At 65.7% G+C, this 18,977-nt stretch carries 16 protein-coding genes; 12 read left to right on the forward strand and 4 right to left on the reverse strand.

Annotated elements, in window-relative coordinates; translation table 11 throughout:
* Positions 1-140: 140 nt before the first annotated feature.
* A complete protein-coding gene (locus MTR66_RS14675) occupies positions 141-3,617 on the forward strand; it encodes an indolepyruvate ferredoxin oxidoreductase family protein (protein ID WP_243922345.1) in 3,477 nt (1,158 codons plus the stop codon).
* Here MTR66_RS14675 and MTR66_RS14680 read toward each other — a convergent pair.
* Entirely contained in the window at positions 3,536-4,045 is a 510-nt protein-coding gene (locus MTR66_RS14680) for a GbsR/MarR family transcriptional regulator (protein WP_243922347.1), read from the reverse strand. The two genes, MTR66_RS14675 and MTR66_RS14680, sit on opposite strands and share 82 nt — an antisense overlap.
* 91 nt (positions 4,046-4,136) lie before the next feature.
* On the opposite strand from MTR66_RS14680, the gene MTR66_RS14685 reads away from it, so the two are divergent.
* Genes MTR66_RS14685 through MTR66_RS14695 form a run of 3 tightly spaced genes read left to right on the forward strand, consistent with a single transcriptional unit; the run spans position 4,137 to position 6,455 of the window.
* The gene (locus MTR66_RS14685) at positions 4,137-4,949 is read left to right on the forward strand and encodes an SDR family NAD(P)-dependent oxidoreductase (protein WP_243922349.1); all 813 of its coding nucleotides are present in this window, start codon (positions 4,137-4,139) and stop codon (positions 4,947-4,949) included.
* 4 nt (positions 4,950-4,953) lie between these two features.
* Positions 4,954-5,457: a nuclear transport factor 2 family protein gene (locus MTR66_RS14690; protein ID WP_243922351.1), complete on the forward strand. Its 504-nt coding sequence runs from the start codon at positions 4,954-4,956 to the stop codon at positions 5,455-5,457.
* The gene (locus MTR66_RS14695; protein WP_243922353.1) at positions 5,454-6,455 is read left to right on the forward strand and encodes an LLM class flavin-dependent oxidoreductase; all 1,002 of its coding nucleotides are present in this window, start codon (positions 5,454-5,456) and stop codon (positions 6,453-6,455) included. The genes MTR66_RS14690 and MTR66_RS14695 overlap by 4 nt, the downstream gene beginning before the upstream one ends.
* Before the next feature lie 112 nt (positions 6,456-6,567).
* Here MTR66_RS14695 and MTR66_RS14700 read toward each other — a convergent pair whose 3' ends face one another.
* Both MTR66_RS14700 and MTR66_RS14705 read right to left on the reverse strand, forming a co-directional pair.
* The gene (locus MTR66_RS14700) at positions 6,568-7,329 is read right to left on the reverse strand and encodes an SDR family NAD(P)-dependent oxidoreductase (RefSeq protein ID WP_243922356.1); all 762 of its coding nucleotides are present in this window, start codon (positions 7,327-7,329) and stop codon (positions 6,568-6,570) included.
* A gap of 31 nt (positions 7,330-7,360) precedes the next feature.
* Positions 7,361-8,248, reverse strand: coding sequence for a LysR family transcriptional regulator (locus MTR66_RS14705; protein ID WP_243922358.1), 888 nt, complete (start codon positions 8,246-8,248; stop codon positions 7,361-7,363).
* A gap of 132 nt (positions 8,249-8,380) precedes the next feature.
* On the opposite strand from MTR66_RS14705, the gene MTR66_RS14710 reads away from it, so the two are divergent.
* Genes MTR66_RS14710 through MTR66_RS14725 form a run of 4 tightly spaced genes read left to right on the forward strand, consistent with a single transcriptional unit; the run spans position 8,381 to position 12,589 of the window.
* Positions 8,381-9,982, forward strand: coding sequence for a carboxyl transferase domain-containing protein (locus MTR66_RS14710; RefSeq protein ID WP_243922360.1), 1,602 nt, complete (start codon positions 8,381-8,383; stop codon positions 9,980-9,982).
* 2 nt (positions 9,983-9,984) lie between these two features.
* The gene (locus MTR66_RS14715; protein ID WP_243922362.1) at positions 9,985-10,296 is read left to right on the forward strand and encodes a DUF3088 family protein; all 312 of its coding nucleotides are present in this window, start codon (positions 9,985-9,987) and stop codon (positions 10,294-10,296) included.
* Positions 10,293-12,134, forward strand: coding sequence for an acetyl/propionyl/methylcrotonyl-CoA carboxylase subunit alpha (locus tag MTR66_RS14720; protein WP_243922365.1), 1,842 nt, complete (start codon positions 10,293-10,295; stop codon positions 12,132-12,134). Before MTR66_RS14715 ends, MTR66_RS14720 begins: the two co-directional genes overlap by 4 nt.
* A complete protein-coding gene (locus tag MTR66_RS14725) occupies positions 12,134-12,589 on the forward strand; it encodes a MaoC family dehydratase (protein WP_243922367.1) in 456 nt (151 codons plus the stop codon). The genes MTR66_RS14720 and MTR66_RS14725 overlap by 1 nt, the downstream gene beginning before the upstream one ends.
* Positions 12,590-12,798: 209 nt before the next feature.
* Here MTR66_RS14725 and MTR66_RS14730 read toward each other — a convergent pair whose 3' ends face one another.
* Positions 12,799-13,584: an IclR family transcriptional regulator gene (locus tag MTR66_RS14730; RefSeq protein ID WP_243922368.1), complete on the reverse strand. Its 786-nt coding sequence runs from the start codon at positions 13,582-13,584 to the stop codon at positions 12,799-12,801.
* A gap of 122 nt (positions 13,585-13,706) precedes the next feature.
* Between MTR66_RS14730 and MTR66_RS14735 the strand changes: the two genes are divergently transcribed.
* The 4 genes from MTR66_RS14735 (at position 13,707) to MTR66_RS14750 (ending at position 18,909) form a co-directional block, all read left to right on the forward strand.
* Positions 13,707-15,284: an acyl-CoA synthetase gene (locus tag MTR66_RS14735; protein WP_243922483.1), complete on the forward strand. Its 1,578-nt coding sequence runs from the start codon at positions 13,707-13,709 to the stop codon at positions 15,282-15,284.
* Between the two features lie 149 nt (positions 15,285-15,433).
* Positions 15,434-16,558, forward strand: a complete 1,125-nt coding sequence (locus tag MTR66_RS14740; RefSeq protein ID WP_243922370.1) for an FAS1-like dehydratase domain-containing protein — start codon at positions 15,434-15,436, stop codon at positions 16,556-16,558.
* Positions 16,559-16,679: 121 nt separating this feature from the next.
* The gene (locus tag MTR66_RS14745) at positions 16,680-17,702 is read left to right on the forward strand and encodes an alpha/beta hydrolase (protein WP_243922372.1); all 1,023 of its coding nucleotides are present in this window, start codon (positions 16,680-16,682) and stop codon (positions 17,700-17,702) included.
* Positions 17,695-18,909: a CaiB/BaiF CoA transferase family protein gene (locus MTR66_RS14750; RefSeq protein WP_243922374.1), complete on the forward strand. Its 1,215-nt coding sequence runs from the start codon at positions 17,695-17,697 to the stop codon at positions 18,907-18,909. Before MTR66_RS14745 ends, MTR66_RS14750 begins: the two co-directional genes overlap by 8 nt.
* Positions 18,910-18,977: the final 68 nt, after the last annotated feature.

Below are 18,977 nucleotides of genomic sequence, written 5' to 3' on the forward strand. Positions count from 1 at the left end.
AGATGATGCTCTGAGGGCATATCCAACCCACCAGCGGCAACCCCAATTGACCGCTGCGGCGCAACGTGCGTCCGGCGCTTGCGCGGGCGCACGCCATCTGAAAGGCCCGGCAAAGAACCACGAGATGCCGGGGGAATGCGTTGACCAAGTCGGTCGTCACGCTCGATGACAAGTACACGCAGCCGTCAGGGCAAGTCATGCTCTCGGCGCTGCAGGGCGTGGTGCGCCTTCTGCTCGATCAGGCGCGGCAGGACAAGGCGGCGGGGCTGCATACGGCGGGTTACGTCACCGGCTATCGCGGTTCGCCGATCACCACGCTTGATGCGCAGCTCTGGGCCAATGGAAAGCTGCTGAAAGCGCACGATATCCGTTTCGAGCCCGGCCTTAACGAGGAGCTGGCGGCCACTTCGGTGCGCGGCACCCAGCAGCTCGGCTGGTACGGCACGCCGCGCGTCGATGGCGTTTTCGCGCTGTGGTACGCCAAGGGCGTGGGCGTTGAGCGTGCCGGAGAGGCGATCAAGGCGGCGAACTTCGAAGGCACGCACCGCAACGGCGGCGCCCTGCTGCTGTGCGGCGACGATCATGCCGCCAAGTCTTCGCTCACCGCGCACCAGTCGGAGCACGTGCTGGTGACGGCGATGACGCCGGTGCTCTATCCGGCGACGACCGACGAGATCCTCTCCTTCGGCCAGTACGGCTGGGCACTCTCGCGCGTGAGCGGGCTCTATGTCGGCATGAAGACGGTGACGGATACGCTGGACCTGACCACCACGGTCACGCTGCCGGGCCACACGTTCCCGATCGCCCTGCCCGAATTGCCCGAAGGTGTTTCGCCCAACCTGCGGATCGCGATGTCGGCATTGCAGCAGGAACAGGCGGTTATCGAGCAGCGCCTGCCCATCGTGCCGCTGTTCACCGCGCTCAATCTCATCGACCGCGTGAGCCACGATGCGCCGGACCGCAGGCTGACGGTGGTGAGCGCGGGCAAGGCCTGGCTCGATCTGTGCCAGGCGCTGGCCGATCTCGGGCTGGACGAAGCGAAGTGCCGCGCCATGGGGCTGCGCGTGGTGAAGCTGGGGCTGGTCTGGCCGCTCGATGCCGCCTTCGTGCGGCAGGCCTGCGGGGGCAGCGGCGAAGTTCTGGTCGTCGAGGAAAAGCGCGCTTTCATCGAGGAGCAGATCGCGCGCCTGTTCTACGGCACGGCCAATGCGCCCGCGCTATCGGGCAAGCATGCGCCGGACGGGGCGAAGCTGCTGTCCGAAGTGGGCGTGCTCGATCCCGGTTCGGTGCGCCGGGCACTGGCGGCGCGGCTGGCGGCACTGGGCATGCTCACCGAGGAGGCCGCCGCGCGCGATGCGGCGCTGCGCGAGCTGGAGGGCAGCGCCAAAGCGCTCGCGATCACCGCGATCCGCCCGGCCTATTTCTGCTCGGGCTGCCCGCACAACACCTCGACCGTGGTGCCCGAGGGCTCGGCGGCAATGGGGGCGACGGGGTGCCACGGCCTCGCGCACTACATGCCCGAGCGGCATACGATGCAGACGGTCTCGATGGGGCAGGAGGGGATGCCCTGGGTCGGCGCGCAGAGCTATGTCGATACGCCGCACATGTTCCAGAATCTGGGCGACGGGACTTACACCCATTCCGGCCTGCTGACGATCCGCGCGGCGGTGGCGGCGAAGAGCAGTGTCACGTTCAAGATCCTCTACAACGATGCCGTGGCCATGACCGGCGGCCAGCCTGCCGAAGGGGCGCTGACGGTGGAGCAGATCGTCAGCGAACTGGTGACGGAAGGTGTGCATCCGGTAGTCCTGCTGAGCGAGGAGCCGGACCGCTTTCGCGCTTCGGACTTACCGAAAGGCGTGCGCGTGCTGCACCGGGATGAACTCGATGCCGTGCAGCGCGAGTTACGCGAACGGAAAGGCACGAGCGGCATCGTCTATGATCAGACTTGCGCCAACGAAAAGCGCCGCCGCCGCAAGAAGGGGCTCTATCCCGATCCGGACCAGCGGCTGTGGATCAACCCAGCGGTCTGCGAGGGCTGCGGCGATTGCTCGGTGCAGTCGAACTGCCTTTCGGTTACGCCCATAGAGACCGAATTCGGCCGCAAGCGTGCTATCGACCAATCGACCTGCAACAAGGATTTCTCCTGCATCAAGGGGTTCTGCCCCAGCTTCGTCGAAGTTTCCGGCGCGGCGCTGGCGAGGCGCAGCATGGACGATGCGGCGCTGGCGGCGATGGTTGCGAAACTACCCGTACCGCCGGTGCTGGACGTGTCGCAGGCGCCGCGCGCGATGCTGGTGACGGGGATCGGCGGCACCGGCGTGCTTACGGTCGGCGCGATTCTGGCGATGGCCGCTCATCTGGAAGGCAAGGCGGCCAAAGTGCTGGACCAGACCGGCATGGCGCAGAAGGGGGGCGCCGTCACCAGCCATATCCGCATTGGCGCGGACATGGCGGCCATTCCCTCGGCGCGGCTGGGCACCGGGCAGGCCGATGTGATCGTGGCGTGCGATCTGGTGGTCGGTTCCGCGCCCGATGTGCTCGCGCTGGCCCGGCCCGATACGCGCGTGCTGGCGAACGAGGATGTCGTCCCCACCGGCGAATTCCAGCGCAACCGCAATCTGGACCTTACCGTCACGCGGTTCCTCTCGGCGATCGGCAAGCGCGTCGATCCCGCCCATATCGCATCGCTGCGGGCGGGCGCGCTGGCGGCGCGGCTGCTCGGGGATTCGATCTTCACCAACCTGATGATGGTGGGTTTCGCCGCGCAAAAGGGACTGCTGCCGGTCGGGCTGGATTCGATCGAGCAGGCGGTGCGGCTCAATGGCGTGGCGGTAAAGGCCAATCTCGCCGCTCTGGCGCTGGGCCGTCTTGCGGCGGCGGGGGCGGACGATCTCTTCGCGCTGGCCGATACTTCCGCCGAAGGTCTGGCGGTTCCGCGCAGTTACGCCGAAATAGCGGAGAGCCGCACGCGGCACCTGACGGCATGGCAGAACGCAGCCTGTGCTGCGCAATACCGCACATTCCTCGATGCCATCGCGTCAAAACTGCTCGCGCGCGGTCTTGGGGAATGCGGGGCGCTGATGGCGGAAGTGGCGCGGGGGCTGGGCAGGCTCATGGCCTACAAGGACGAGTACGAGGTGGCCCGGCTCTATAGCGATCCCGCCTTCCGCAAGGGGCTGGCCGATACGTTCGCAGGCAACCCGAAGCTGAAAGTCCACCTCGCGCCGCCGTTGCTGGCCTTTCGCAAGGACCGCAAGACCGGGCGCCCGCGCAAGATTGCATTCGGCTCGTGGATATTCCCGGTCTTCGGGCTGCTGGCAAAGCTCAAGGGGCTGCGCGGCACGCCGTTTGATCCGTTCGGCTATACGGCGGAGCGCCGCATGGAACGCGCGCTGATCGGCGAATACCGCGTGCTGGTGGAGGCCATCGCGGACAAGGTCACGCCGCAGACCATGCCGGTGGCGGTCGAACTGGCTGCCGCGGCGGACCTGATCGCGGGGTATGGCCCGGTCAAGCAGGCGGGTGTGGCGGCTTACCGCGCGCGACTGGCCGAACTCCTGCCCCGGCTGTCGGAGGTATCCGCCCCGGCGGAGCGGGTGGCGGAACCGGCCTGAGCGGCAATGGCGCTTTCGATCGCCTCGCGCATCCGGGTGTAGAAGGTGGAGAGGCGCTCGAAACGGTCGGCCACGGCTGGCGGGACGTCGCGGTCTATCTGGCCGTCGAACATTCGCACTTGCCGGTCGAGCAGTTCGGCCTTGGCGACAAAAGGCCCGCTGAATTCCTCGGGCACCGAGTAATAGATGCGGCGGCTGCCTGCTTCGCCCTGCCGCCGGGCGCTGCCGCAATGTTCCAGCGTGCGCGCGGCGACGCTGGCGTTGCTTTTGCTCATGCCGAGGTCGGCGGCGATCTCGTCCAGCGTCGCCGGTTCCTCGCGCAGCAGCAGGTAGGCGTAGATCCGCCCCACCGGGCGCGGCCAGCCCCAGGGGGCCATCAGCATCGCCATGGCGTCGAAAAAGGCCTCGTCTTCCACAGAGGGTTTCATATTTGACATATTCGGGATTTAGTGAATTTAATCGCAAGCCGCCAGAGAAAACCGCAGGCACCGGATTCGGAGCAGGCAGAGAGGAGAGGTCATGGACGCAGGACAGTTCGTCAGCCGTTATGGGCCATGGGCGCTGATCGCCGGGGCCTCGGAAGGGACGGGTGCCTCGTTCGCGCGGCAGCTCGCCGCAAAGGGCCTGAACCTCGTTCTCGTGGCGCGCCGCGAAGGGCCGCTGGAGCAGCTTGCAGCGGACCTGCGCGTAGCCCACGGCGTCGAATGCGTGACCGCCTCGATCGACCTGTCCGGCGAAAATGCTGCGCAGCAATTGCTGCAGGCAGCGGGGCAGCGCGAGGTGGGACTGTTGATCCTCAATGCCGGGGCCGATGCCAATGGCTCGATGTTCCTCGACAGTGACATCGCCAGTTGGGATGCGCTGGCCATGCGCAATGTCATGACGGCGATGCGCGCGCTTCACGCCTTTGCCGCGCCGATGCGCGAACGCGGGAGGGGTGGGCTGATGGTGGTGGGATCGGGGGCCTGTTATGGCGGGCTGCCCGGCATTGGCGTCTATGCCGCGAGCAAGGCTTTCGATCTGGTGCTGTGCGAAGCGCTCTGGGCCGAGCTGGAGCCGCATGGCGTGGACGTGCTCAGCTATGTCATTGGCCGCACCGATACACCCGCGCACCGAGACCTGATGGAAGCGCGCGGGATGCCGGTGCCGGAAGGGCTGGCCGATCCTGACGATGTCGCACGGCTGGGCCTCGCGCGTCTGCCGTTCGGCCCGGTGTGCAATTGGGGCGAGGCGGACGACGAGGCGAAGATGTCCGCGACCTCCGCCGCGCAAAGGCGCGAACGTATCCGGCAGATCGCGGCGATGTCCGCTGCTTATGCGGCAAAGGGCTGAGCGCGTGACGGACAGCCCGGACCGGATCGCCGACAAGTTCGCGATCACCGAACAGCTCTACCGCTATTGCCGCAGCGTGGACCGGCTCGACGTGCCGCTCGGCCATTCGGTGTTCCATGAGGATGCCACCGCCGACTACGGCCCCACCGGCTTTCGCGGCAGCGGGCGCGCGGCGATCGACTGGATCTGCAAGGCGCACGAGCACTTGCTGGCTCATTCGCATCAGGTCTCCAACATCCTTATCGCCCTCGATGGCGATCGCGCCGGAAGCGAGGCCTATGTCACCGCCACATTGCGCATGGCGCGTGAGGGCAAGGTGATGCAGATGGAGGTCTGGTGCCGCTACTGCGACCGCTGGTCCCGCCGCGGCGGCGTCTGGCGCATCGATCACCGCGACGCCGTGATCGATTACGATTCCATCCGCGAAGTCACGCCGATGCATGGCCATGAATGGGGCACGCGTGACACGCACGATCCTTCCTATACCGCCTTGGGAGCCAGCCGGTGAAAGACATCACGATTTCCGTTTCGTTCGATATGCGCTCGCCCGACTGGGCCGCGCCGACGCCCGGTCTCTACCGCGCAGCGATAGAGATGGCGGCGTTCGTGGACCGGATCGGCGCCGACCAGATCGGCCTGATGCAGCATCACGGATCGGACGATGGCTATCTGCCGCAGCCCTTCGTGCTGGCGGGCGGCATGGCAGCGGTGACCGAGCGCATCCGCTTCCTGCTGGGGGCGGTGATCCTGCCGCTGCACGATCCGGTGGAACTGGCCGAGCAGATCGCGGTGGCCGACAATATGTCGGGCGGGCGGATCAATGTGATCTTCGGCGCGGGCTATGTGCCCAGCGAATTCGCGATGTTCGGAAAGTCGCTGAAAGACCGTGCGAAGCTGATGGACGCCGGGCTGGAGATCGTCCTGCGTGCTATGAAGGGCGAACGTTTCGAGCATGAAGGCCGCCCGATCTTCACGCGCCCGCTGCCGGTGCAGGCGCCGGAGGATATCATTCTCGTCGGCGGCGGCGTGCCGGCGTCGGCCCGGCGCGCGGCGAAATTCGGCGTCGGGTTCGGGCCGATGAAAGGCGAACTGGTCGATCTCTACTTGTCCGAATGCGAGCGTCTCGGCCACCAGCCCCGCACGTATTTCCGCCCCGTGCCCGGCATGCCCATGGCCATCCACTTGTGCGAGGACCCGGACGCGGGCTGGGGAGCGCTGGCGCCGCATGCCGTCCACGTCATCACCGAATATGCCAAGTGGGCGGAGCAGGAAGGCGATGCCTCCAACTCGCCCTTCAAAGGGCTGACCGATCCTGCCGTGCTGCGCCACGCCGGAATGTTCGCGGCCTGGACGCCCGAAATGCTGCTGGAGAAAGTGCGCAGCATGGAAGGGGGCAATATCGGGTTTCAGCCGCTGCTCGGTGGCCTTGCGCCGGAGGAAGGGTGGAAGAGCCTCAAGCTGCTCGAACAGGTCATGCCCGATCTGCGTGAGGCGATTGCCGGGTAAGCGGCAGTCCCACCAAGACCGCTACCCACCCCCGTTCGTGTCGAGCGAAGTCGAGACACGCTTACGCTGTGCCAACGTGTTTCGCCTTCGCTCGACACGAACGGGAGACAGTTCAGTCCGCCGTTACGCCCGCATCGATATTGATGCAGGCACCGTGATAGGATCGCGCGGCGGGCGTGGCGAGGAAGGCGACGGTTTCGGCCACGTCCTCGATCTCGCACAGACCGCGCGGGGAGCCGATGCGACCGATCAGGTCGCGGTCGCATTCGGCGAGCGCCGCCATGCCGCCGACAAGGCCGGTCATCATCCCGCCCGGCGCCACTGCGTTGATGCGGATCGGGGCCTTCATGTATTCCATGGCCAGTGCTTTGGTCATGTTGGTGAGCGCGGCCTTGGTGGCGCAATAGGCGGCGAAATAGGCCTGCCCCTGAAACGCCGCGCAGGATGTGACGTTGACGATGGCGCCGTGGCTTTCGAGCAAGAGCGGCAGGCTGGCGCGGATCAGGAAGAAGGGCGCTTCCAGATTGACCTTCATGGTAAGATCCCACGCCTCGTCCGAAAATTCCGTCGTGGGCCCCGGTTTCATGACGCCCGCCACATTGCACAGCGCATCGAGCCGCCCGAATTCGGCAAGCGTAACGGCTATGGCCCGGTCGCAATTGGCCCGTTCCGCAAGATCGAGAATCAGTTCCAGCGCCGTCCCTCCGGCGGCGCGGATTTCCTGCGCTGTCCCGGCCAGTCCTTCCGCCGAGATGTCGGCAATGGCAACGGCGGCTCCCAGACCGGCGAGGCGCAGCGCCACCGCGCGTCCCAGTCCCGCCGCCGCGCCGGTGACCAGCGCCACCTTTCCGCTCATGTCCGCTGGTTGCAGCATCGTTATCTCCTCTCCGGTTACCGGAAGGAAATCATGCCTTGGCGTAGTGGCCGCGGACAAGGCCGATGAACGGGCTGGCCAGCGCCTGAGCGATATGCGGCTCGCCCGCGTGGAGCAGGCCGATCTCGCGCGTCAGTTCGAAGTCCTTCACCGGCACGAACCGCACAGCAGGCTCTTCGAAGCATTCGGGCATCATGCCCACGCCTGCACCGGCGCGCACCACCGCGAGCACGCGTTCGTCGCTGGTGGTCTTGAGCACGAAGCGCGGGCGCACCCCGCGCGCAATGAAGAAGCGGTTGATCTCCGGCAGCCCCTCGCAGTGGCGGCGCAGCGCCATGCGATCGCGCGCGAGCTGTTCGGCCATCACTTCGTCCTCGCCCGCCAGCGGGTGGTCGAGCGGTAGCACCATCATGTAGCGTTCGCGCGCCAGAACTTCGGGATGGAAGCGGGCATGCTGCGGGCGTACCACCGTCAGCGCGACATCGATGCGGCCGCGTTCGAGCCGTTCGGCGATGTCGCGTTCGTTGCCGTCGAGGATTTCCAGCGCTTCGCTGGAGCCGAGCGCGCGGTGTTGCAGCAGCAATTCCTCGATCATGGCGGTGGGGATCGTGCCGAGCACGCCTATGCGCAGCAGGGTGGGGTCGGACACTTCGGAGAGTTCCACCAGGGCATGCTCGTATTCCGCCGCGATCCGCCGGGCGCGCACGAGGAAGCGGCTTCCGGCGGGGGTGAGCGCTACGCCCCTCCCATTCGGTCCGCCCCGATCCCTGTCGAACAAACGGGCGCCCAGCTCGCGTTCCAGCTTGGCGATTCCGGCAGAGAGCGAGGGCTGGGTCACGCTCACCTGCTTGGCCGCCCGGCTGAAACTGCCGGTTTCCGCCACGGCGAGGAAATAGCGCAGCAAATATTGGTCTATCATAGAAACTGTCTATGACGTGCCGGTAAAACTTTCAATTTCCTCTGTTGCCCGGCCTTGGTTAGATAGGTCGCGTAAATCGAAATCCGTTGGGAAGAGGCTGGCGCCCAGCGCCGCCGGAAAGGAATGGATGGCATGAGCGCGCCGGTGCTCCAGACTAGTGTCAATCTCGACAGCCCCGAGGCGAAGGCGCGCGATGCGCACAACCGGGCTCTGGCGAAGGATCTGCACGACAAGGTCGCGCAGGCCGCGCTGGGCGGCAACGAGAAGTCGCGCGAGCGCCATGTCAGCCGCGGCAAGTTGCTCCCGCGCGACCGGGTGGAGCGGCTGCTCGATCCCGGCTCGCCGCTGCTGGAACTGGGCCAGTTGGCGGCGAACGGGCTCTATGGCGAGGACATTCCCGGTGCAGGCATGATCTCTGCGATCGGCCGCGTCTCGGGCCGCCAGTGCATGATCGTGTGCAACGATGCCACCGTGAAAGGCGGCACCTACTACCCGATGACGGTGAAGAAGCACATCCGCGCGCAGGAGATCGCGCAAGAGAACAACCTGCCGTGCATCTACCTTGTCGACAGCGGCGGCGCCAACCTGCCGCACCAGGCGGAAGTCTTTCCGGACAAGGACCACTTCGGCCGCATCTTCTTCAATCAGGCGAACATGAGCGCCAGGGGCATTCCGCAGATCGCCTGCGTCATGGGAAGCTGCACGGCGGGCGGCGCCTATGTCCCCGCGATGAGCGACGAGACCGTGATCGTGAAGGAGCAGGGCACGATCTTCCTCGCCGGCCCGCCGCTGGTGCAGGCCGCGACGGGCGAAGTGATCTCGGCCGAGGATCTGGGCGGCGGCGATCTGCACAGCCGCAAGTCGGGCGTGACCGATCACCTCGCCGACAACGACGAGCACGCGCTCACCATCGTCCGCGACATCGTCTCGCAGCTTGGCCCGGTGCACCGGCACGGGTTGCCGCTGCAGGAACCGCGCGCGCCCAAGTACGATCCGGAAGAGCTTTACAGCATCATTCCCGAGGACGTGCGGGCGCCTTACGATGTGCACGAAGTGATCGCGCGCGTGGTGGACGGCAGCGAGTTCCATGAGTTCAAGGCGCTCTACGGCACCACGCTGGTCTGCGGCTTTGCGCATATCCACGGGATGCCGGTGGCGATCCTCGCCAACAACGGCGTGCTGTTTTCCGAAAGCGCGCAGAAGGGCGCGCACTTCATCGAACTCGCCTGCCAGCGCAAGATCCCGCTGCTGTTCCTTCAGAACATCTCGGGCTTCATGGTCGGCGGCAAGTACGAGGCCGAGGGCATCGCCAAGCACGGCGCCAAGCTGGTGACGGCGGTGGCGACGGCAACGGTGCCCAAGATCACCGTGCTGATCGGCGGCAGCTTCGGCGCGGGCAACTACGGCATGTGCGGCCGTGCTTACGATCCGCGCTTCCTGTTCACCTGGCCCAATGCGCGCATCTCGGTGATGGGCGGCGAACAGGCGGCCTCTGTGCTCGCCACTGTCCACCGCGACGCAGCCAAGTGGGACGAGCGCGAGGCGGAGGCGTTCAAGGCGCCGATCCGCCAGAAGTACGAGGACGAAGGCAACCCCTACTACGCCACCGCGCGTTTGTGGGACGACGGCGTGATCGACCCGGCACAGACCCGCGATGTGCTGGGGCTCGCGCTGGCGGCGGCGCTTGAGGCGCCGATCCCGGACCGGCCGCAGTTCGGCGTGTTCAGGATGTGATGATGGCAGGCAAAGACATCCTGTTTGTGCTCGACACCGACTGGGCCGACCCCGCTTTCGAGGGGCGCCGGTTCTACTGCAAGGATTGCGTGACGGTGGAAGGCCTCATTGCGCTGTTCCCACAGCGTGCGTCCAATATCGAGGTTGTGCGGGTGCCATGGCCTCGCCCGCGCGGGCCTGTGATCGATGCGCTGGGCGAGGAGAACCAGAACCTGCCCGCGCTGGCTTTTGCCGAAGGTGGCTTCGTCAACGAGATCGAAGCCCTGCTCGCCGCCTTGCACACCCGCCACGGTTTTCCGGAGCGTCATCCATGATCAAATCCCTCCTCATCGCCAACCGCGGCGAAATCGCCTGCCGGGTTATCCGCACCGCACGCAGCCTCGGCATCCGCACGGTGGCCGTCTATTCCGATGCAGACGCGCAGGCGCTGCATGTGCGCGAGGCCGACGAGGCCGTGCACATCGGCCCGGCGCCGACGCGCGAGAGCTACCTTGTCGGCGAGAGGATCATCGCGGCCGCCAAGGCGAGCGGCGCGGAGGCGATCCATCCCGGCTACGGCTTCCTGTCTGAAAACGCCGAATTCGCGCAAGCTGTGATGGATGCAGGGATCGTCTGGGTTGGTCCAAATCCGTCCTCGATCACCGCGATGGGTCTCAAGGATGCGGCCAAGAAGCTGATGGCCGATGCAGGCGTGCCGGTGACGCCGGGCTACATGGGCGAGGATCAGTCGCCGGGCCTGCTCGCCGATGAGGCGGGCAAGATCGGCTATCCGGTGCTGATCAAGGCCGTCGCGGGCGGCGGCGGCAAGGGCATGCGCCTTGTTGAAAGCGAAGAGGACTTCGCCGACGCGCTCGCTTCGTGCAAGCGCGAGGCGGCGGCTTCGTTTGGCAACGATCACGTACTGATCGAGAAGTACATCGCCTCGCCCCGCCACATTGAAGTGCAGGTGTTCGGCGATAAGCACGGCAACGCCGTCCACTTGTTCGAGCGCGATTGCTCGCTGCAGCGCCGTCACCAGAAGGTGATCGAGGAAGCGCCTGCACCTGGCATGGATGCGGCGACGCGCGAGGCGCTTTGTGCTGCAGCCGTGCGTGCAGCAAAAGCCGTCGATTATGTCGGCGCAGGGACCATCGAGTTTATCGCCGATGGCTCGGGCAAGCTTGCGGCGGACAAGATCTGGTTCATGGAAATGAACACCCGCCTGCAGGTCGAGCACCCCGTCACCGAGGAGATCACCGGCGTCGATCTCGTCGAGTGGCAGCTTCGCGTTGCCTCGGGCGAACCGCTGCCGATGAGCCAGGAAGACCTCACGATCGACGGCTGGGCGATGGAAGCGCGCCTCTATGCCGAAGATCCGGCCAAGGGCTTCCTGCCGAGCATCGGCAAGCTGGAATTGCTGCAGTTCGGCGAGGCGGAAGGGGGCCGCATCGACACCGGCGTCTATGAAGGCGCGGAAGTCTCGCCGCACTACGACCCGATGATCGCCAAAGTCATTGCCTGGGGCGACGACCGCGACGAAGCGCGCGAGCGGCTGGGCGAAATGCTGCAGGACAGCGCGGTCTGGCCGGTGAAGACGAACGCCTCGTTCCTGGTGAAAGCGCTGCAGCATCCGGACTTCGCGGCAGGCAAAGTCGATACCGGCCTGATCGGCCGCGACGGCGAGGCCATGGGCGAACCGCCGGTGCCGTCCGACGATGTGTTGCAGGCGGCCGCCGATGCGCTGGTGCCGGTGACGGATATGGCTGGTTTCCGTCTCAATGCTGCGCCCCGGCGTGCAGCATGGTTCCTGCTCGATGGCGAGAAAGTGGAGATCGCACTGACCAGTGAAGGCTCCGAAGAGCCCGCCACCGGCGTGCTTGTCACCGAGCAGGGGCAGGCCTGGCTGCTGACGCCCTGGCGCCATGATGCGGCGCATGGCGCGGCGGACGGTTCGGGCGCGATCGTCGCGCCGATGCCGGGCAAGGTGATCGCGGTCGAGGTCGAGAAGGGCGATGTGGTCGCCAAGGGGCAGAAGCTGCTCACGCTCGAAGCGATGAAGATGGAGCACACGCTGACGGCGCCGTTCGACGGCACGGTGGCAGAACTGAACGCCAGCGCGGGCGCGCAGGTGCAGGTCGATGCGCTGCTGGTGAAGATCGAGGAGAGCGAATAATGGCGGGCCGGTTTTTCGACGAATGGGCCGTGGGTGACAGGATCGTCCACCAGCCGAGCCGCACCGTCACCGAAACCGACAACCTGATGTTCTCGGCGATGACGCATAACATGCAGCCGCTGCATCTCGATGCCGAGACCGCCAAGGCCAGCGAGTTCGGGCAGATCCTCGTCAATTCGACGTTTACGTTCAGTCTGGCGGTGGGCCTGTCGATCGCGGATACCACGGTGGGCACGCTGGTTGCCAATCTGGGGTTCGACAAGGTGGTGACGCCCAAGCCGACCTTCATTGGCGATACGCTCACGTGCTCCAGCGAAGTGGTGGAGATGCGCGAGAGCAAGTCCCGCCCCACGCAGGGCATCGTGGTGTTCAAGCACGAACTAACCAACCAGCGGGGCGAAACCGCGCTCTCTATGCTGCGCACGGTGCTGCTGAAGAAGAAGGCGGCTGAGTGAGTTTTCATCCCCTCCGCTCGTGCTGAGCTTGTCGAAGCACGCTGGCACCGCGCTATCCATCCTTCGACAAGCTCAGGATGAGCGGAGGGGGGGCGGATTTCACGCAGGAGGTCTTAAGCTTTGCTTTTCGTTCGTGTCGAGCGAAGTCGAGACACGTTAGTGCAGTGCCTGCATGTCTCGACTTTGCTCGACACGAACGGTGGCCAAGTTCATCCCATCTGGTCGCTCAGGCTGCGGGCCGCATTCAGCAGGGCGGTCTTGAGGCGGGGCAGGGCCTCGCCGCGTACCGCCGCGCCCAGGCCGATGGCGACGAGGGCGTGGCTGGGCCTGCTTCCGGCCTCGCGTCCGCCTTTCCACACCGGCGCGGCGATCACGGTGACGCCCGAGATATAATGCCCAGCATCCACGGCCACACCGGTCTCGCGCGCTTCGGCGACCTGGGCCTGCCATTCCTCCCACGTCGGCGCTTCGTCCCAGCGCAGCGCGTCGAAGCGGGGGCGCAGGTCCTTCTCGGCATAGTTCCCGAAGGCGGCGATGCAGCGGCCCGTGGCCGAGACCAGCGCGGGGAAGCGGCTGCCGACTTGCGCCGATAGCTGGAACGCCTCGCCCGATTGCGACATCGCGGTGACGATGATGCGGTCCAGCCCGAAGATCTGCACGCCCAGCGTCGTCAGTCCGAATTCGCGCGCGATGCGGTCCAGCGCGGGCTGGGCGAGATCGCTGAACCGGTCCCGCCCGAGCCATTGCCGGGCCAGCGTCAGCACGCCGGCGTCGAGGGTATAGCGCTTGGTGTCGGGATCGAAGGACACCAGCTCTTCCGCCACCAAGGCGCGCAATACGTAGAGGCAGGTGCTGGGAACCAGCCCCAGTTCGCGGGCGATCGCCTGCACGCCCATCGGCGCGCCGCGCTTTCCCAGCAGCCGCAGAATGGCCGCCGCGCGCGAGATGGCCGGGGCCTTGCTGGCCTTCACGGAAGAAGATGTATCGTCTTTCATTCAATATATAGAATAGAGTTCAATATTTACAACATCAAGCGGAATATGCCATGACCCGTCCGAACACGAGGACAGGGTGCGACTCGTTCACCGGGTGCACCTGAAAAATATTGGGAGAGCCTCTGGTGAAGCTGACCGAATACACGAGCTATGCCGATGCGCAGGCGCACGCCTCGTCGGCCGCTCTGTGGGAGCTGTTCGACGGGGACCGCGAGCATCTCAACATCGCGAACGAGTGCATCACGCGGCACGCCGACGGTTCGGGCCGTCCGGCGGTGCGGATTGCCCATGCGGATGGCCATGACGAGGTTCTGAGCTTCGATACGATTTCGGCGGGCGCGGCGCAGTTCGCGCACTGGCTCGATGCCGAGGGCGTGCAGCCGGGCGAGCGCATCGCCTTCATGCTGGAACCTTCGCTGCCCTTCTATGTCTGTTTGTTCGGGGCGATGCAGACGGGCGCGATCTCGGTGCCGTTGTTCACGCTGTTCGGCCCCGATGCGCTGCGCCTGCGCGTGGGGGACTGCAATCCCTCGATCCTGATCACCAATGCCGAGAAGGCGGAGCTCGCCCGCTCGGTCGCCAACGCGGACGGCACCCCGCGCGTCATCGTCGCGGACGAGGCGTTCCTCGCCTCGCTGAAGGATCTGCCGACCACCTACACGCCGAAGACCAAGGCCACCGACATGGCCGTGTTCCAGTACACCAGCGGTACCACGCGCGAACTGCCCGAGGCGGTGAAGCACAGCCACAAGACGCTGGTGACGCTGATGTTCGCGGCGCTTTACGGCACCGGCATCCGTCCGGGTGACGAGTTCTTCTGCCCGTCCTCGCCTGCCTGGGGGCACGGCCTGTGGCACGGCACGCTGGCGCCGCTGGCGATGGGCGTGACCACCGGGACTTTCGCGGGCCGCTTCGATCCGGTGCGGCTGATGAAGGCGCTGGACGATTTCAAGATCACCAATATGTCGGCCGCCGCCACCCATTACCGTATGATGAAGAACAGCGGGAAAGGCGGGGACTTCACCTTCCATTTCAACAAGCTGTCGTTCACTGGCGAGCCGATCGATCCGGCGACGCTCGAATGGATCGATGAATATTTCAAGGTCCCGGCCTGCTCGATGTACGGTACCACCGAGATTGGCGTGGTGTTGGTGAACTATCCGGGCGCGAACGATTTCGTGGTGAAGCCGGGTTCGCTGGGCAAGGCGGTGCCGGGGCAGAAGCTGGAGGTGCACCGCCCCGATGGCACTGTGTGCGATCCGGGCGAGATTGGAGAGTTGATGCTCTGGCGCGGCGGCGGGTGGATGACCACCAAGGACCGCGCGAAGACCGATGCGGACGGCTATCTCTATCACTGCGGCCGCGCCGACGATGTGATCATCTCGGCGGGTTGGACGATGTCCGCCGTCGAGATCGAGAACACCATGCTGCGCCATGACAATGTGATGGAATGCGGCGTGATCGGCGTGCCCGACGAGAAGCGCGGTCAGGTCGTGAAGGCCTTCGTGGTCGCCAATTGCGAAGGCAGCGATGCGCTGACCAAGGAATTGCAGGAATTCACCCGCGAGCGGCTTGCCCAGCACGAATTCCCGCGCATCGTCGAATATGTCGCCGAACTGCCGAAGAACCCGGCAGGCAAGGTCCACCGCAAGAAGCTGCGCGATCTGGAAGCCGAACGCGCGGCGGCGGCTGCCGGATAACCGCCCCTTCCTCGTCATTCCCGCGAAGGCGGGGATCCCGCTCTCCGGGCGGTGGAGGAAGGAAGAAAGCGGGGCCCCCGCCTTCGCGGGGGCGACGGAAAGTTTTGATCGAGTTTTGAATCACAAAAGTTTTTGAGGAGCCAAGAAAAATGTCAGCCAAATTCCCCAAGATCACCGAGGAAGGCCTCGACGATCTGCGCAGCCGTATCGGCGTGAAGATCGAGAACACGATCGAGCCGTGGAACTACGAAGCCACCCGCGACGCGATCCGCCACTACGCGCACGGCATCGGCGACGATAACCCGCTGTGGTGCGATCCCGAATATGCCGAGAAGACCAAGTACGGTTCGGTCGTGGCGCTGCCTTCGTTCCTGTTCACCACCAGCCGCATCGTCTCGGGCTACTGCGGCGGGCTCTCGGGCGTCCACGCGATGTGGGCCGGTGCCGACTGGACCTGGGAAAAGCCGGTCCTGCGCAACGACACCATCACCGCGCAGGCCTACCTCAAGGATCTCGTGGAGCACCAGACCAAGTTCGCCGGCCGCTCGTTCCAGCAGATCTACCACGTCGACTTCTTCAACCAGCACGGCGACCAGGTTGCCGGCGCCGATAGCTGGGTGTTCCGCACCGACCGCGACGAGGCTCGCGAGCGCGGTACCAAGTACACCGAAGCGCGCGGCCGCGTGGAGCCCTTCACCCAGGAACAGCTCGACGAATTCTACGACATCTACGACCAGGAAGAGATCCGCGGCGCCACCCCGCGTTACTTCGAGGACGTGAACGTCGGCGACAAGCTGCCGCCGATGATGAAGGGCCCGATGACCGTCACTGGCTTCATCTGCTATGCGCAGGGCTGGGGCGGCCTCTACATCCGCGCCAACAAGCTGGCCTACAAGATGCAGAAGGCGCATCCGGGCCTCGGCATCCGCAACCGCTTCAACGTGCCCGACTGCCCCGAGCGCGTGCACTGGGACGAAGCCTTCGCTCTCGAAGTCGGCGCCCCGGGTGCTTACGACTACGGTCCGGAGCGCTGCTCGTGGCTGACCCACCACATGACCAACTGGATCGGTGACGACGGCTTCCTGCACAAGTCGAACTGCCAGATCCGCCGCCACAACCCGGACGGTGACGCCATCGTCATCACCGGCGAAGTGACGAAGAAATTCGAAGAGAACGGCAAGAAGTACGTCGAAGTGGCCCAGAAGGCGACCACGCACCGCGGCGAAACCTCGGCGTTCGGCACGGCGGTCGCGGAGCTGCCCAGCAAGGGCTGATCGCGCCCCGGCGATCTTCGCTGGAACCGGCCCGATAGGGCCATGCGATTTCGGCCCGGGCCTTTACCCAAGGCCCGGGCCGTGTCGTAAAGGGCCTGCAAAACGTCCGGAGGGAGAGGACATGGAACAGACCGCGCCAGCCAAGCCGCACTTTGAGCCTAATGGAGACGTGCGCGTTCCGGCTTTCGTGCTGCCCCTGTCGGGGCTGGTCAGCGAGCAGGCCGCTGAGGCGCAACGCCGCCGCGCGGCCATGCCTGCTTTCGATACCGTAGGCGAGGATGTTGATGCCGCCACGCGGCGCGAGCAGATCAACGCCTTCATGGCTCCCCAGGTCGCGCGCCTGCGTGAGATGTTTCCAGTGACTATCGATCGCAGCGTGATCGGCGGCGTCGAAGTGCTGGACGTCCGGCCTGCCGATGGCAGCCACGATCCGGATCGCGTACTGATCAACCTGCACGGCGGCGCCTTCACGGTCGGCTGGGACGGCGTGGCGCTGGTGGAATCGATCCCGATGGCGGTTCTGGCCGGATACCGCATTGTCAGCGTCAATTACCGCATGGCGCCTGAGCACCGGCACCCGGCGGGCGTCGAGGACGTGGCGGCGGTCTATGCCGCACTGTTGGAAGACTATGCGCCCGGCCGGATCGGCATCTACGGCGGATCGGCGGGCGGCGCGCTGACGGCGCAGGCGGCGGCCTGGCTGCCCGCGCACGGGTTGCCGCAGGCGGGCGCGGTGGGCGTGTTCGGAGCAGGCGGCGTGCCGTTTCATGCGGGCGAGTCCGCATGGACCACTGGCTACATCGATGGTTCGTTCCCGCCGCCGCCCGCCGATGGCAGCGAGCTGGAAGATATCACCAAGGGCTATTTTGACGGCATCGACGAGCGCAACGATCCGAGCGCCTGGCCGGGCTATCACCTCGACGTGATGGCGACCTTCCCGCCCACGCTGATCATCACCGGCACGCGCGCGCTCGATCTCAGCCCGGCGATCTACACCAATTCGCAGCTGCTCAAGGCCGGGGTGCGTTCCACGCTGATCGTCGGCGAGAGCATGGGGCATTGCTATCACTATCAGGTCACGATGCCCGAAGGGCGCGATGCCGTGGACCAGATCATTGCCTTTTTCCGAGAGAACCTTGCCTGAAGCTGCAGAATCCAACTGGAATGGCCCGCTGGCGGGCGTGCGCGTGCTCGATTTCACGCGCGTGCTGGCCGGGCCCGCCGCCAGCCTTGCGCTGGCCGATCTGGGCGCGGAAGTGTTCAAGATCGAACCGCCCGGAACCGGCGACGAAACCCGTTCGTTCCCGCCGATGCGCGATGGCGAGAGCCACTATTACCTTGCCATCAATCGCGGCAAGAAATCGCTCGTCGTCGATCTCAAGAGCGAGGAGGGCGTTGCGCTGGTCAAGGATCTGGCCGTGCAGTGCGATGTGCTGGTGGAGAACTACCGGCCCGGCGTGATGGACCGGCTTGGGCTTGGCTACGAGACGCTGAAGGCGATCAACCCGCGTCTGATCTATTGCTCGATCTCGGGCTATGGACAGACCGGGCCGCTGAAGGACCGGCCCAGCTTCGATATCGTGCTGCAGGCGATGAGCGGCGCGCTCTCGATGAATGGGGAGCCCGATGGCCTGCCGACCAAGCTGGGCATTCCGCTGGGCGATCTGGTGGGCGGCATCAATGGCCCGATCGGCATCCTCTCCGCGCTCTATGAGCGGGAACGCACTGGCGTGGGACGGCATATCGACGTCAGCCTGATGGACGGGCTGATGGGGATGCTGGGCTATATCGCGCAGCTCGCCTTCTTCACCGGCAAGGACCCGCAGCGTGTGGGCTCGCAGCATCCGAACCTCGTGCCCTACGGCATCTTTCCCGCAAGCGATGGCTCGATCGTTATCGCCTGCCTCACGCCCGCTTTCTGGGGACGGGTGTGCCGTTCGATCGAGCGGCCGGAGCTGACGGGTGATCCCCGGTACGACACGCTGGAAAAACGCCGTGATGCGCGGGAAGAAGTGAACGCTCTGGTATCGGCCTTCACGCAGCGGCACACGGTCGACGAGCTGGTGGCGATCTTCACCGCGCAGGAAGTGCCGCACGCGCCGATCCTCGGCGTGACCGAGGCGCTGAGCCAGCCGCAGGCGGCGGCGCGCGGCATGGTGGTGGAGACCCAGCATGCCACGCTTGGCTCCATTCCCATCGTCAACCGCCCGATCCGCTTCACCGATGCGCCGCAGCCCGTGCCGGAAGCACCGCCGGTGCTGGGGCAGCACACCGATGCGATCCTGTCCGGCGTGCTCGATCTTTCGCCCGAGCGGATTGCAGCGCTGCGGGCGGCCGGGGTGATTGCATAATTGCTTCAACCGTCTCAATTTCCGTTCGTGTCGAGCGAAGTCGAGACACCTTGACCTCGCGCTGACGT

Source organism: Novosphingobium beihaiense (assembly GCF_022832375.1).
Classification (GTDB): Bacteria; Pseudomonadota; Alphaproteobacteria; order Sphingomonadales; family Sphingomonadaceae; genus Novosphingobium; species Novosphingobium beihaiensis.

Coding starts and splice junctions, on each gene's coding strand:
- MTR66_RS14680 (WP_243922347.1), bottom strand. CDS start 4,045: ATGAAACCCTCTGTGGAAGACGAGGCCTTTTTCGACGCCATGGCGATG.
- MTR66_RS14685 (WP_243922349.1), top strand. CDS start 4,137: ATGGACGCAGGACAGTTCGTCAGCCGTTATGGGCCATGGGCGCTGATC.
- MTR66_RS14700 (WP_243922356.1), bottom strand. CDS start 7,329: ATGCTGCAACCAGCGGACATGAGCGGAAAGGTGGCGCTGGTCACCGGC.
- MTR66_RS14705 (WP_243922358.1), bottom strand. CDS start 8,248: ATGATAGACCAATATTTGCTGCGCTATTTCCTCGCCGTGGCGGAAACC.
- MTR66_RS14710 (WP_243922360.1), top strand. CDS start 8,381: ATGAGCGCGCCGGTGCTCCAGACTAGTGTCAATCTCGACAGCCCCGAG.
- MTR66_RS14715 (WP_243922362.1), top strand. CDS start 9,985: ATGGCAGGCAAAGACATCCTGTTTGTGCTCGACACCGACTGGGCCGAC.
- MTR66_RS14720 (WP_243922365.1), top strand. CDS start 10,293: ATGATCAAATCCCTCCTCATCGCCAACCGCGGCGAAATCGCCTGCCGG.
- MTR66_RS14725 (WP_243922367.1), top strand. CDS start 12,134: ATGGCGGGCCGGTTTTTCGACGAATGGGCCGTGGGTGACAGGATCGTC.
- MTR66_RS14730 (WP_243922368.1), bottom strand. CDS start 13,584: ATGAAAGACGATACATCTTCTTCCGTGAAGGCCAGCAAGGCCCCGGCC.
- MTR66_RS14740 (WP_243922370.1), top strand. CDS start 15,434: ATGTCAGCCAAATTCCCCAAGATCACCGAGGAAGGCCTCGACGATCTG.
- MTR66_RS14745 (WP_243922372.1), top strand. CDS start 16,680: ATGGAACAGACCGCGCCAGCCAAGCCGCACTTTGAGCCTAATGGAGAC.